Annotated in this window: 11 protein-coding genes and 1 tRNA gene; 8 read left to right on the top strand and 4 right to left on the bottom strand. The window is 64.0% G+C overall.

The window, feature by feature from the left end; translation table 11 throughout:
* Nucleotides 1-56 precede the first annotated feature (56 nt).
* Entirely contained in the window at nt 57-1,007 is a 951-nt protein-coding gene (gene hemF / locus AC0X69_RS00795; RefSeq protein ID WP_482610377.1) for an oxygen-dependent coproporphyrinogen oxidase, read from the top strand.
* A gap of 147 nt (nt 1,008-1,154) precedes the next feature.
* Here the strand turns inward: hemF and AC0X69_RS00790 are convergent, their stop codons facing one another.
* Together AC0X69_RS00790 and AC0X69_RS00785 are read right to left on the bottom strand one after the other, a co-directional pair.
* Complete coding sequence (locus AC0X69_RS00790; protein ID WP_482610375.1) at nt 1,155-1,529, bottom strand: GtrA family protein; 375 nt, start codon at nt 1,527-1,529, stop codon at nt 1,155-1,157.
* 2 nt (nt 1,530-1,531) lie between these two features.
* Entirely contained in the window at nt 1,532-1,834 is a 303-nt protein-coding gene (locus AC0X69_RS00785; protein ID WP_482610373.1) for a c-type cytochrome, read from the bottom strand.
* 430 nt (nt 1,835-2,264) lie between these two features.
* On the opposite strand from AC0X69_RS00785, the gene carB reads away from it, so the two are divergent.
* The 6 genes from carB to AC0X69_RS00755 all read left to right on the top strand — a co-directional run bounded on the left by carB (nt 2,265) and on the right by AC0X69_RS00755 (nt 9,873).
* Nucleotides 2,265-5,603 carry a carbamoyl-phosphate synthase large subunit gene (carB, locus tag AC0X69_RS00780; protein WP_482610371.1) on the top strand — a complete coding sequence of 1,113 codons (3,339 nt, stop codon included), beginning with the start codon at nt 2,265-2,267 and terminating at the stop codon, nt 5,601-5,603.
* Between the two features lie 129 nt (nt 5,604-5,732).
* Nucleotides 5,733-6,209, top strand: coding sequence for a transcription elongation factor GreA (gene greA, locus AC0X69_RS00775; protein ID WP_482610369.1), 477 nt, complete (start codon nt 5,733-5,735; stop codon nt 6,207-6,209).
* A gap of 81 nt (nt 6,210-6,290) precedes the next feature.
* Nucleotides 6,291-7,328: a mitochondrial fission ELM1 family protein gene (locus AC0X69_RS00770; protein WP_482610367.1), complete on the top strand. Its 1,038-nt coding sequence runs from the start codon at nt 6,291-6,293 to the stop codon at nt 7,326-7,328.
* An 87-nt stretch (nt 7,329-7,415) separates the two neighbouring features.
* Nucleotides 7,416-7,491: transfer RNA gene (locus AC0X69_RS00765), tRNA-Thr, on the top strand.
* Between the two features lie 814 nt (nt 7,492-8,305).
* Nucleotides 8,306-9,433, top strand: coding sequence for an IS630 family transposase (locus AC0X69_RS00760; protein WP_482608352.1), 1,128 nt, complete (start codon nt 8,306-8,308; stop codon nt 9,431-9,433).
* Nucleotides 9,434-9,654: 221 nt separating this feature from the next.
* Complete coding sequence (locus AC0X69_RS00755) at nt 9,655-9,873, top strand: hypothetical protein (RefSeq protein ID WP_482610365.1); 219 nt, start codon at nt 9,655-9,657, stop codon at nt 9,871-9,873.
* Nucleotides 9,874-10,075: 202 nt separating this feature from the next.
* Here the strand turns inward: AC0X69_RS00755 and fabG are convergent, their stop codons facing one another.
* Together fabG and AC0X69_RS00745 are read right to left on the bottom strand one after the other, a co-directional pair.
* Nucleotides 10,076-10,861: a 3-oxoacyl-ACP reductase FabG gene (gene fabG / locus AC0X69_RS00750; protein ID WP_482610363.1), complete on the bottom strand. Its 786-nt coding sequence runs from the start codon at nt 10,859-10,861 to the stop codon at nt 10,076-10,078.
* Between the two features lie 38 nt (nt 10,862-10,899).
* Nucleotides 10,900-11,790, bottom strand: a complete 891-nt coding sequence (locus AC0X69_RS00745; RefSeq protein WP_482613280.1) for an outer membrane protein — start codon at nt 11,788-11,790, stop codon at nt 10,900-10,902.
* Between the two features lie 518 nt (nt 11,791-12,308).
* Between AC0X69_RS00745 and AC0X69_RS00740 the strand changes: the two genes are divergently transcribed.
* Nucleotides 12,309-12,755, top strand: a complete 447-nt coding sequence (locus tag AC0X69_RS00740) for a four-helix bundle copper-binding protein (protein ID WP_482610361.1) — start codon at nt 12,309-12,311, stop codon at nt 12,753-12,755.
* Nucleotides 12,756-12,814: the final 59 nt, after the last annotated feature.

The following is a 12,814-nucleotide window of genomic DNA, read 5'->3' as shown; positions in this document are numbered from 1 at the left end:
GACGAATTGACAAGGCGCGGCGCCGGCGGGATGAAACGGCGACCAAGGAGACGCCTATGAACGCCGCGCCCGATCAGCTCGAAACCCGTAAGGACGCCGCGCGCGCATGGTTCGAGTCGCTGCAACTGCGCATCATCGCCGCCTTCGAGGCGCTGGAGGACGCAGCCCCCGGCCCGTTCGCGCCCGAAGCCGAGGAGCCCGGCCGGTTCGTTCTCACCGCCTGGAGCCGAACGGATCACGGCGGCGCGACTTTAGAAGGCGCCGCTCGAAACATCGGCGGCGCGCCGGGCGGCGGCGGACGCATGGGGATGATCAAGGGCCGCGTGTTCGAAAAGGCCGGCGTCCACTGCTCGACGGTGTTCGGGACCTTCGCGCCCGAATTCGCCAAGCAGATTCCGGGCGCTGCGGAAGACCCCCGCTTTTTCGCGACGGGAATCTCGCTGATCGCCCACCCGTGGAACCCCAATGTTCCCGCCGTGCATATGAACACGCGCTTCGTCGTGACGACAAAAGCCTGGTTCGGCGGCGGCGCGGATTTGACTCCGGTGCTCGACGCGCGGCGCACGCAGGACGATCCGGACACGATCGCCTTTCATGGCGCGATGCGCGGCGCTTGCGAGCGCCATCCCGTGGCCGATTATGCGCGCTTCAAGCAGTGGTGCGATGAATATTTCTTCCTCGCGCATCGCAACGAGCCGCGCGGCATCGGTGGTATCTTTTATGACTATTTCAACAGCGCCGGAGACGCTCAGAATTCGGCCTGGGATCAGGATTTCGCCTTCACCCGCGACGTCGGCGAAAGTTTTCTCGAAATCTATCCGGAGCTGGTGCGGCGCAACTTCGCCAAGCCCTGGAGCGCGGCGCAGCGCGACGAGCAGCTCGTGCGGCGGGGTCGCTATGTCGAATATAATCTGCTCTACGACCGCGGCACGATCTTCGGATTGAAGACCGGCGGCAATGTCGACTCGATCCTCTCCTCCATGCCGCCCATGGTGAAGTGGCCATAGCGAGATCGCACCGAAAAACAGTCCCGTCATGGCCGGGCTTGTCCCGGCCATGCACGCGATCCCGCGCGCGAGGCTTGTCAATGAACGCGATGTCGTGGCGTGGATACCCGCGACAAGCGCGGGCATGACCCGCTGAAACCGCATCGCTCACCCGAACGTCCATCGCCGGTTCAGCGCGAAGGTGACGAACATCGCCAGCACGGTCGTGACCATCTGCGCCGGCAGATAGGGCGCGCCCCAGCGATCGACGAAGAGGCTCATCAGCGCATAGGTGACGCAGAAGCCCGCGAAGGCGACGAGCGCAAAGCGCCATGTCGCCTCGGCATGGGGTCGCTCGCTTTCGAACGTGTGGCGACGGTTCAGCAGGTAAGCGACGACGCCGCCGACCACGTAGCCGCACAGCGTCGCCGGCACGGCGCGCCATCCCCCGCCTTCGACCAGGGCGATGAGAACCGCGTAATGCGCGAGCGTCGCGCCGACGCCGACCGTCGCGTAAGTCGCAAGCTGGCGCGTCGTCGACATGCCTAGCGCGGCATCGTGGCGTAATGACGCGCGATCTCGCGCATCTCGGACTCGGAGAGCCGTCGGCTCATATAGCGCATCTCCTTGTGCGGCCGCGCGCCGGAGCGAAAGGCCTTGATCTGGTTGAAGAGATAAAGCTCATTCTGTCCGGCGAGATGCGGAACGTCGGCGCTCTTCGCGATCCCGTCAACGCCGTGACAGGCCGCGCATTGGACGAACACCTCCGAGAGATCGTCCGCCCGCGCGCAAATCGCGCCGGAAGCGAAAAGCAATACACAGAAAAGCGAGCGGGTCGGAAGGCGCATGAACGTGACTCTCGAAGACGAGAGCGCGATGATAGCGCAATCGGACCTTCTGCGGCGCGGTCTTGGGGTCGCAAGCCCGCTCGGGCGCGCCTCTTCACATGACCGTCAATCTCGTCTAGACATTCCGCGACTTTCGAGCCGGGCGCGCCCCGCTCGCCGCCCGCATGACCGGTCCAATGACAGAATGACGGGCAAGTTCGGGACGCGTTCTGGTCCAAGGGCCGGAATCGCGGCCCTTTTTTGTGCGCGCTTGCCCGAGTGCAGGGGCGAAAGACGAATGGTTGCCTCATCCCGAGGAGGCGGCGCAGCCGCGGTCTCGAGGGAGGGGGAAACCGCTGACACATCTCGCCTTTGCATCGAGACGCGCCTGACGGCGCGCCTCAGCATGGGACGAGAGAGCGCTGACGAGCGGATGAAAAACTGAGGCGGCATGCCGAAAAGAACCGACATCACCACGATCATGATCATCGGCGCCGGCCCCATCGTCATCGGCCAGGCGTGCGAATTCGACTATTCGGGCACCCAGGCGTGCAAGGCGCTCAGGGCGGAAGGCTATCGGATCGTTCTCGTCAACTCGAATCCGGCGACGATCATGACGGATCCGGATATGGCGGACCGCACCTATATCGAGCCGATCACGCCGGAGATCGTCGCCAAGATCATCGAGAAGGAGCGCTACACGGCTCCCGGCGGCTTCGCGTTGCTGCCGACAATGGGCGGACAGACTGCGCTCAATTGCGCGCTCAGCCTCGAAAAAATGGGCGTGCTGAAGAAGTTCGACATCGAGATGATCGGCGCGACCGCCCATGCGATCGACAAGGCCGAGGATCGCGAGCTGTTTCGCGAAGCGATGACGAAAATCGGACTCGATACGCCGCGGTCGCACCACGTCAAGACGCTCGCCGCGGCGCTCGAGGCGCTCGACGACATCGGCCTGCCGGCGATCATCCGTCCGTCCTTCACGCTCGGCGGCACCGGCGGCGGCATCGCCTACAACAAGGCGGAGTTCATCGAGATCGTCGAACGCGGAATCGACGCCTCGCCGACGAATGAAGTGCTGGTCGAAGAAAGCGTCCTTGGCTGGAAGGAATATGAGATGGAGGTCGTCCGCGACAAAGCGGACAACTGCATCATCGTCTGCTCCATCGAGAACGTCGACCCGATGGGCGTGCACACAGGCGACAGCATCACCGTCGCGCCGGCCCTGACGCTCACCGACAAAGAATACCAGATCATGCGCGACGCCTCGATCGCGGTGTTGCGCGAGATCGGCGTCGAGACCGGCGGCTCGAACGTGCAGTTCGCGATCGACCCCAGAAACGGCCGCATGATCGTCATCGAGATGAATCCGCGCGTGTCGCGCTCATCGGCGCTGGCGTCGAAAGCGACGGGTTTTCCGATCGCCAAGGTCGCGGCGCGGCTGGCGGTCGGCTACACGCTCGACGAGATCGCCAACGACATCACCGGCGGCGCGACGCCGGCGTCCTTCGAGCCGACGATCGACTATATCGTCACCAAGATCCCGCGCTTCGCCTTCGAGAAGTTTCCCGGCTCCGAGCCGACATTGACGACAGCGATGAAGTCGGTCGGCGAAGCCATGGCGATCGGCCGCAATTTCGCCGAGTCGCTGCAGAAGGCGTTGCGTTCGCTCGAGACCGGATTATGCGGCCTCGACGAGATCGAGATCGACGGCCTCGGCAAGGGCGACGACATGAATGTGCTGCGCGGCGCGCTCGGCACGCCGACGCCGGACAGGCTGCTCGTCGTCGGCCAGGCGCTGCGCCTCGGCATGACGACGGAAGCCGTTCACGAAGCAAGCAAGATCGACATCTGGTTTATCGAGCGCATCGCGGAAATCATTACGCTCGAAAACAAGGTCAAGAAGTTCGGCCTGCCTGAAGACGCCGAGAATCTTCGCAAGCTCAAATTCGCGGGCTTTTCGGATTCGCGCCTCGCGACGCTCGCCGGCATGGAAGAAGACGCCGTGCGCGACATCCGCCATCGTCTCGGCGTGCGTCCCGTTTACAAGCGCATCGACACCTGCGCGGCCGAATTCGCGTCGCCCACAGCCTATATGTATTCGACCTATGAGGCGCCTTTCTTGGGCGTTCCCGCGAACGAGGCGCATCCTTCGGACAAGGACAAGATCGTCATTCTCGGCGGCGGCCCGAACCGAATCGGGCAAGGCATCGAATTCGACTATTGCTGCTGTCACGCCTGCTTCGCGCTCGCCGAGGCCGGTTTCGAGACCATCATGATCAATTGCAATCCGGAGACGGTGTCGACGGATTACGACACCTCCGACCGGCTCTATTTCGAGCCGCTGACGAATGAAGACGTGGCCGAAATTCTCGACGTCGAGAAGTCCAACGGCCGGCTCGTCGGCGTCATCGTGCAATATGGCGGGCAAACGCCGCTGAAGCTTGCGCACGGCCTCGAGCAGGCTGGCGCGCCGATCCTCGGCACCCCGGTCGATTCAATCGACCTCGCGGAGGACCGCGACCGCTTCAAACGATTGCTCGACAGGCTTGGGCTGAAGCAGCCCAAGAACGGCATCGCCTATTCGGTCGAGCAGTCGCGCATCGTCGCCCAGGAACTCGGACTGCCGCTCGTCGTGCGTCCAAGCTATGTGCTTGGCGGCCGCGCCATGGCGATCATCCGCGACCAGAGCGATCTCGACGATTATCTCCTCGGCACGCTGCCGAGCCTCGTGCCGTCCGAGATCAAGGCGCGCTATCCGAACGACAAGACCGGGCAGATCAACACGGTGCTCGGCAAGAATCCGCTGCTCTTCGACCGCTATCTCACCGACGCCATCGAAGTCGACGTCGATTGTCTCGCCGACGGCGATGAAGCCGTCATCGCCGGCGTCATGGAGCATATCGAAGAAGCGGGCATTCATTCGGGGGATTCGGCCTGCTCGCTGCCGCCGCGCTCGCTTTCGCCCGAAACGATCGCCGCGCTCGAAGCGCAGACCACGAGCCTCGCCAAGGCGCTCGGGGTGATCGGCCTCATGAATGTGCAGTTCGCGCTCAAGGACGGCGAGATCTACGTGCTCGAAGTCAATCCGCGCGCGTCGCGCACCGTGCCCTTCGTCGCCAAGGTGATCGGCAGCCCGATCGCCAAGATCGCGGCTCAGCTGATGGCCGGCGCAAAGCTCGTCGACTTTGATCCCTTGGACACCAAGCCGGCGCATGTCGGCGTGAAGGAGGCCGTCTTCCCCTTCGCGCGGTTTCCGGGCGTCGACACCGTGCTTGGGCCGGAGATGCGCTCGACAGGCGAAGTAATGGGTCTCGACAGCTCCTTCGACGCCGCCTTCGTCAAGAGCCAGCTCGGCGGCGGCACCAAGGCGCCGCGCGAAGGCGTCGTGTTCGTTTCCGTCAGGGACGCGGACAAGGGCCGCATCATCCCCGCGGTCCGGCTGCTAAAGGAGGTCGGCTTCTCCATCGTCGCCACCGGCGGGACGGCGCGCTATCTCGTCGAGCGTGGAATCGCCGCCCAGAAGCTGAACAAGGTTTCAGAGGGACGGCCGCACATCGTCGACGCCATCAAGAACGGCTCGATCGCGCTTGTTTTCAACACGACGGAGGGGGCCCAGGCGCTCGCCGACTCGCGCTCCTTGCGCCGCGCGGCGCTTCTGCATAAGGTTCCTTATTACACGACCCTGGCGGGAGCGGTCGCGGCGGCCCAGGGGATACGCGCCTATGTGTCGGGAGACCTCAGGGTCCGGGCGCTGCAGGATTACTTTACGCCGACCGCGACCAACTGAAATTTTGGGGGTTCCGTCACGCGAGCGGCGATGGCTATTCGCCGCTGCTAGCCAAACTAAGCCAGGCGATTGGCCTGCGCCCGCCGGCGCGTGACTACGGAAACTGAAGAAAGGCGAGAAGCGAGAGCAATGGTGGACAAGGTGCCCATGACCGCCGCCGGCCACGCCGCGCTCACGGAAGAGCTGCGCCGCAGGCAGCAGGAAGATCGTCCCCGAATCATCCAGCAGATCGCTGAGGCGCGCGCGCACGGCGACCTTTCGGAAAACGCCGAATATCACGCCGCCAAAGAGGCGCAGTCGCTGAACGAGGGCCGCATCGCCGAACTCGAGGACAAGCTCTCGCGCGCCGAAGTCATCGACGTGACGAAGCTCACGGGCTCGACGATCAAATTCGGCGCGACCGTCACGGTCGTCGACGAGGACACCGAAGAGGAGAAGGCCTATCAGATCGTCGGCGAGACCGAGGCCGACGTGAAGAGCGGCCGCGTCTCGATCACGAGCCCCATCGCGCGCGCGCTGATCGGCAAGACGGTCGGCGACACCGTCGAGGTCACGACGCCGGGCGGCGGAAAGAGCTATGAGATTTTGAAGGTCGCGTTTGGCTGAGGCGCGAGGCGCCGACCCCTCCCTGTCCCTCCCCCGCTAAAGCGGGAGAGGGAACCCTAATCGCAAAGGTCACGCGGTTTGTTGCACCAGCCCGGAGCGGACTCCCTCTCCCGCGAAGCGCGGGAGGGTTGGGGAGGACGCGCTTCGAGAAGCCTGCTGCCGCCGGCCACGACGATCCGCATTCTCACCGACGGGCGCGCCGGACACGAGGCGCAGACGCTCGGCGTCGCCGCAGCGCTGCGCGTTGCTCCCGATATGCGCCGCGTCGCGCCGCGCGCGCTCTTCGCCGCGCTTGCGCCTTTCGCGCCCACGGACCCGCGCGACGCTTTCGCATACGCGCCGCCCTACCCTGACATCGCCATCGCCGCCGGACGCCGGACCCTTCCGGCGCTCCGGCGCTTGAAGCGCGACTCCGGCGGGCGGACGTTCACGGTCTATGTGAACAGGCCCGCGAACGGCTCCGACGCGGCGGATCTCATCATCGCGCCGCGTCACGACGGCCTAAGCGGCGCAAATGTCTTCTCGCCGCTAACCCCGGCGAACCGGATCACGCCGGAGCGGCTCGCCGCGGCGCGCGCCGCGCCCGATCCCCGCATCGGCGCCCTGGCCGGCCCGCGCGTCGCGCTGCTTATCGGCGGCGACAGCCGGCGCGGCGTCTATGGCGCGCGCGACATCGCCGAGCTCACGCAGATCGCGGCTTCGCTCCTTGCGGCCGGACGCTCGGTCATGGCGACAGCCTCCCGCCGCACGCCGCCCGCGTTGCGCGACGCGCTGGCGCAGGCGCTCGCCGCGCCGGGCGGCTTCCTGTGGGACGGCGCCGGCGACAATCCCTATTTCTCGATGCTGGCGAACGCCGACGCCATCATCGTCACCGGCGACAGCGTCAACATGGTGGGCGAAGCCGTCGCGACGGCCGCGCCGGTCCAGGTCGTCCCGCCGCCCGGCGGCCGAGGCAAGATCGCCGCCTATCTTTCGGCGCTGCGCGACGCCCGCGCCATCCGCCTCTGGAGCGGCGCGCTCGAGGACTGGCGGCGCGCGCCGCTCAATGCGACGCCTTCAATCGCCCGCGCCGTCGCGCAGGCCTATCTGGCCTTCGTTGGGCCGCGGCTGCAATCTTGAGCGCCCCGCCGGTGCGAGAGGCTGCTTGAAAAAGCCGCCGCGCGCCGATAAGAGTGGCGCGCCGCACGCCATTGGCGCAGCGCGATCGCCGCAATAGCTCAGCTGGTAGAGCACATCATTCGTAATGATGGGGTCGGGGGTTCGAATCCCTCTTGCGGCACCAGCCGTCTTGATGAATTCATGTTTTCATACGGTTGCGCTTCAGGCTAGCTGGACCTCGGCGTCCATCGCATCGATGGCGGTTTCAGTTGGATCGTCAGGTTTGCAATGCCCGCATCCTCGCACATTCTTGAGGCCAGTTCCGCGGGCGACTGCAAACGCTTTTTCGCTATTTGGCTGTGGACCGAGCCATTCCGTAGCGAGATGTGCTTTTAATCCCGGCCTTCGCTGGCCCTTTCCTTCATTGCAGTGAGGACATGATCCTTTGTGAACGGTCGCCGACCGGTGGGCTGGAGCCAAGAAAACATAAAAGTTCATGACTGGTTTCTCCGCCGCGATCACCGCTAACAGCTACGACCTGCGATCGGGCTCTCAGCTTGCTTGGAGCTGCACGAATAGACCGACGCTAGCGAAGCTGTCCTTGCGAGGATTTCTGGCGTTACGGCTATCGTGCCTTGATCTGAAATTGCTTCACTCAGCATTCATCATGAGAGGAGTTTCAGCGGCTTCGCCCGGCCAGCCGCACCGGCGGCCATCGCCTCCCGAAAAACGGCGCTGCCCTCATCGCCATGCCGGCGCAGAAGTCGGCGTGCCGCTTGAATGACTCGTGCATAGCCGCGACCTCTTCCGCCGTCGCTGCGTCTGCAAACTCTCCGATTGCTTCAGAAGGCCAGCTTTCAAGCCAGTCAGGATTAGTCTGCTCTTTCATGGCGAAAGTCCTGTGTGCTCAACTCCGGCTAGAGTCCTGTCCCAGAAATTACTAGCCACGTTTTCGCGATTGTGATTCCTTCGGCCCAGGCGGGATTCGGGAGGGCGGCATGGCGAGGGACGGAGCGACCAAAGCGAGCAAGATTAAGCTCAGCGAGAACGAACGGGAATACCTCAAAAGGCTCGTCCGGCGACGCAAGGTGGCGCGTGGGCATGCGCAACGCGCGGAGATCGTGTTGCGGGCCGCTGACGGGCTCAACAACTGCGAGATCGCGGCTGCGGTCGGTGTAACGCGGCAGACCGTGCGCACATGGCGCGAGCGTTTCGCCAAGCACCGTCTCGATGGTCTCGACGATGAGCCGCGCTGTGGCGCGCCACGCAAGATCGGCGACGACCGCGTTGAGGAGATCGTGACCAGGACACTCGAAACGCAGCCCAAGAACGCGACGCACTGGAGCACGCGCGGCATGGCGAAAGCATCGGGCGTGTCGACTTCGTCGGTTCATCGCATTTGGCGTGCATTCTCCCTACAGCCGCATCGCACCGAGACTTTCAAGCTCTCGACCGACCCGCAGTTCGTCGAGAAAGTGCGCGACATCGTTGGCCTCTATCTCGATCCGCCCGACAAGGCGCTGGTGATATGCGTGGATGAAAAGAGCCAAATACAAGCGCTTGATCGAACGCAGCCGCTGCTGCCGATGCGCCCTGGACAAGTCGAGCGGCGCACGCACGACTACGACCGCCACGGCACTACGACGCTCTTTGCCGGCTTCATCGCTGCTGTCACGGCTGAGACGACCGTGAAGGCTGGCAGTGTGATCGGCACATGCATGCCGCGCCATCGCGCGCAGGAGTTCCGCAAGTTTCTCGACGAAGTGGAGAGCAACGTTCCCGCCGGCCTCGACATTCACGTCGTGATGGACAACGCTTCGAGCCATAAGACGCAAGTGATCCGCAACTGGTTCGCCAAGCGGCCCCACTGGCACATGCATTTCACGCCGACATCGTCGTCGTGGATCAATCAGGTCGAACGCTTCTTCGCGCTGCTGGCCGAAAAGCAGATCAAGCGAGGCGCGCACAAGTCCGTCAAAGACCTCATCGCCGCCATCAAGGCTTTCCTCGCCCAACAGAACGCTGATCCGAAGCCGCTGCGCTGGACCAAGTCAGCCGACGACATTCTGGCCTCCATCGAACGCTTCTGCCGTCGCACCCTCGACCTCCAAGCCAAAGCTGGATAGAAACTTCTGAATCAGGACACTAGCGCTCTTTGAGCGCACGACATCAGGGCCGATGCTGGCGCATTCCGCTCAGCGGTGAAATGCGCGCGCGCACATTTGCGCCAAGAAGGGGCCAACCTACCTCGCGCTGCAAACGCAGAATGTCGCCTGCGGTCGATCTTGACGACAGCTCCTCGAGGGCGGAACTTGCCGCTTTATCCGAGACGGTGGAGGGTTCAAAGATGACAAGCCCTAACGATTGCGCCTCCGACGCCGCCGTTCTGAGAGAAATTCGTGAACTCACGGGACGCATCGGCGACCAGCGCATTCAAACCATCCTGCGATCCGTTATTGACGCAGTCGCCCTCAATCCTCAGCCGCTGCCGCCTCGCGCGCATGAATTGCTGCAGGCGGTGGTCAATGCGCTTAACCCGCAGCCGTTGCCGCCTGGGCCATCCTGAGACGCCGGATACGCCGGTTCCACGACGACGCCGAACGCGGCCAGAAGATCCGGCTGAAGCAACAGCATCGTCTCGCCCATGTCTGCGAGGACTATGGCGGGTAACAGCCGCCGTCGGTCACGTATCCCCGCTCGCGCGAAACGCCGGTTCGCAATTTCGCGAAACTATGCGCCGTGGCGGCTCGCGATTTGATTGTCCCGCGTCAGCGGTCCATGTCCGAGAGCGCAGTCAGCGACTCGGGCAGGACCTGCCCGCCGTCGATCACCAGCGTCTGGCCGGTGATGTAGGCGGCTTCGTCGCTGGCGAAGAACAGCGCGGCGTAGGCGATGTCCTCGACGCTTCCGAGCCGGCGTTGCGGGATCGCGGCCGTCATCTGCGCCAGATAGTCTTCGCCGAGTTCATCGAGCCCTTCGGTGCGCACATTGCCCGGCAGAACGGCGTTGATGGTGATTCCGAGTGGCGTCAGCTCGAGCGCCGCCGTGCGCAGGAAGCCGAGCTGTCCCGCCTTGCTCGCCGCATAATGCGTCCAGCCCGGATAGCCGGTTATCGGGCCGGTGATCGACGAGGTGAGCACGATTCGCCCGCGACCGCTGCGCGCCAGCGCAGGCGTGCAGGCCTGCACGCTCAGAAAGGCGCCGGCGAGGTTGGTGGACATCACCTCGTTCCACTGCGCCAGGGTCATCTCCATCATGGGAGCGGCGGGAAAGACGCCGGCGTTCGCGCAGAGAATGTCGACGCCGCCATGCCGCTCAAGCGCCGCGGCCGCCATCCGCTCGACATCGTCGGGATCGCCGACATCTGCGGCGAAACCGCTGGCGCGTCCCCCTTCCGCGCGAATCGCGGCCGCCGTCGCCTCGGCCTGCGCGAGGTCACGGCCGACGACGAGGACCTGCGCGCCCTTGGCGGCGAAAACGCGCGCAATGCCGCGGCCGATGCCCCGACTGCCTCCGGTGACGATCGCGGAACGACCGGAGATTGACGTCAGCATGTGACGGCGCCTCGCTGCGGCTTTCGCGCGACTACGATTCAGAACGCTCCGAGAGCGGCCCAGTTGAAATGATGGTTCACGCCCACACGAACGACATGACCGTCGAAGCGCGTCCTTGCCTGCGTGGCGTTGGCGACCAACAGATTGGTCAGCTGCCAGTCCGTGGTGACCGCGACCGGATATGTGGCGGCGCCAAGATCGAAGTAGAGATATTCAATCCTCGCGCTCCATTGCGGCCAGAACATCCATTCCAATCCGCCGCCGGCCGTCCAGCCGACGCGCGTTTGCGAAAACCGTCCCTGATTGGCGCCGATCAGCAAGAAGCCGGGGAAATCATTGGGCACGGTCTGGAAGAAATTCGTCGTCGACGTCGCCTGACCATAGGCAAGTCCGCCCGTCGCATAGGCAAGCAATGTCGGCGTTATCAGATAGCCGAGCCGACCACGCACCGTGCCGAGAAAATCCAGCGACTTGTTGCCCGAGACGCTCGTCAGCAGGCTCAGTCCCGCCGCTGGCGCCGGCGCGAGCCAGGTTGAGCCGGCATTGCCGCTGGCGCCGGCGACGCCCTGGATGTCAGCTTCCACCCCCGCGAGAAATGCGCCGAACTGCCGGTCATAGCCGACTTGTCCGCCGCCGATGAAGCCGCCGCCGTTCGTAGAGACGACTCCCGAACCCGCGATCGCCGAAGCCGCCGCCCATGGAATGTTGTCGGCGCCGTTGATGACAAACGGCGCGGAAACGAAATTGGTCGCGTTGCTGGCGGCCCATGCGCCGCCTGCATTCAAACCGGCATGAAAACCGGTCCATAGAGGCGGCGGAGGCGGCATATAGGCCGGCGGCGCCTTGCTGGAAGGAAGATCAGCGGCGAAAGCCGATCCCGTTACGAGCGCCAGCGCCATTGATGCGCCTGTGAAGAATTTATCGACCATTTCGTCCTCGGCGATGCAATCGAACTGCAGAAAGCTTGGAGGGTAACTGAGCAAGAGGAGAGGCTTTTCGCAATTCGAACCTGACGCATCGATCGCGCGCCGACGTTGTTTCGTGACCGATGTGCCAATTCTGCAACAGCAATATCTCGCCGTGACGCGCGCGCCCGCGCCAAAGACCGCCGGATTCGCTGACGCGGCTGGAAGCACTTCTCGATGCCGCCGGCTGGATGTTTGGACTGCGTCTCTTCAGAAGCTGTGCGCTGGAAGCGCCGAACGATTCGCGCGCGAACGCCGACGACTGATTCCAGTCGCCGATGTGGTTCGGCCAAATCGCGCACCCATCAGACACATGCGCGGAAATGTCTGTAATCCCGTTGAGATCGTGTCGCAGGCGTGGCCATTTTTAGGCCGCTTTCGTATCGCTCTGATAAGGAACGGTAAGCGGGTCCGAGTCGTTGTCCTCACAAGATCTCGAACCCCGAATTGTTTTCTTGCCTAAGCCTTGAAAGGATCTGTTGATGGAACGTCGTGAATTCATCTCCACGCTGGGCGTCGTCGCCGCCGCCATGTCGGCAACTTCCGCGTTCGCCGAATCAGGTGGCAAGAAACCGGCGGGCGCCGAGCACATGCATCCGGCGCTGTACAAGGCGCTTTCCGAAGCGGCCTCAAAATGTGTGTTGGACGGCAACAACTGCCTGCGTCACTGCTTCGGCATGCTGTCGATGAAAGACACGAGCATGGCGGAATGCACGAAGGCTTCCTTCGATGTGATCGCCGCCTGCGGCGCGCTTGAAACGCTCGCGTCGGTCAATTCGACTTCGACGCCGGCGCTCGCCAAGGTCGTTATGGACATGTGTCTCGCCTGCAAGAAGGAATGCGACAAGTTCCCGCAATATTCCGAATGCGTCGACATGGGCGCGGCGTGCAAGGCGTGCGCCGACGAGTGCCGCAAGGTCGCGGCGTAAGCTACGCGCTTCGGCTGCGGCGTTTCGAACGAACGCTGCAGCCTCAGCGCACTTGATCC

Source organism: Methylocystis sp. Uni0008 (assembly GCF_056838045.1).
This window is presented reverse-complemented; position numbering and strand designations above follow the sequence as displayed.

What these genes read in the sequence shown, in the direction of transcription:
- hemF (WP_482610377.1), top strand. Translation starts at nt 57, where the DNA reads ATGAACGCCGCGCCCGATCAGCTCGAAACCCGTAAGGACGCCGCGCGC.
- fabG (WP_482610363.1), bottom strand. Translation starts at nt 10,861, where the DNA reads ATGCTGACGTCAATCTCCGGTCGTTCCGCGATCGTCACCGGAGGCAGT.
- AC0X69_RS00790 (WP_482610375.1), bottom strand. Translation starts at nt 1,529, where the DNA reads ATGTCGACGACGCGCCAGCTTGCGACTTACGCGACGGTCGGCGTCGGC.
- AC0X69_RS00785 (WP_482610373.1), bottom strand. Translation starts at nt 1,834, where the DNA reads ATGCGCCTTCCGACCCGCTCGCTTTTCTGTGTATTGCTTTTCGCTTCC.
- carB (WP_482610371.1), top strand. Translation starts at nt 2,265, where the DNA reads ATGCCGAAAAGAACCGACATCACCACGATCATGATCATCGGCGCCGGC.
- AC0X69_RS00760 (WP_482608352.1), top strand. Translation starts at nt 8,306, where the DNA reads ATGGCGAGGGACGGAGCGACCAAAGCGAGCAAGATTAAGCTCAGCGAG.
- AC0X69_RS00740 (WP_482610361.1), top strand. Translation starts at nt 12,309, where the DNA reads ATGGAACGTCGTGAATTCATCTCCACGCTGGGCGTCGTCGCCGCCGCC.
- AC0X69_RS00745 (WP_482613280.1), bottom strand. Translation starts at nt 11,790, where the DNA reads ATGGTCGATAAATTCTTCACAGGCGCATCAATGGCGCTGGCGCTCGTA.
- AC0X69_RS00755 (WP_482610365.1), top strand. Translation starts at nt 9,655, where the DNA reads ATGACAAGCCCTAACGATTGCGCCTCCGACGCCGCCGTTCTGAGAGAA.
- greA (WP_482610369.1), top strand. Translation starts at nt 5,733, where the DNA reads ATGGTGGACAAGGTGCCCATGACCGCCGCCGGCCACGCCGCGCTCACG.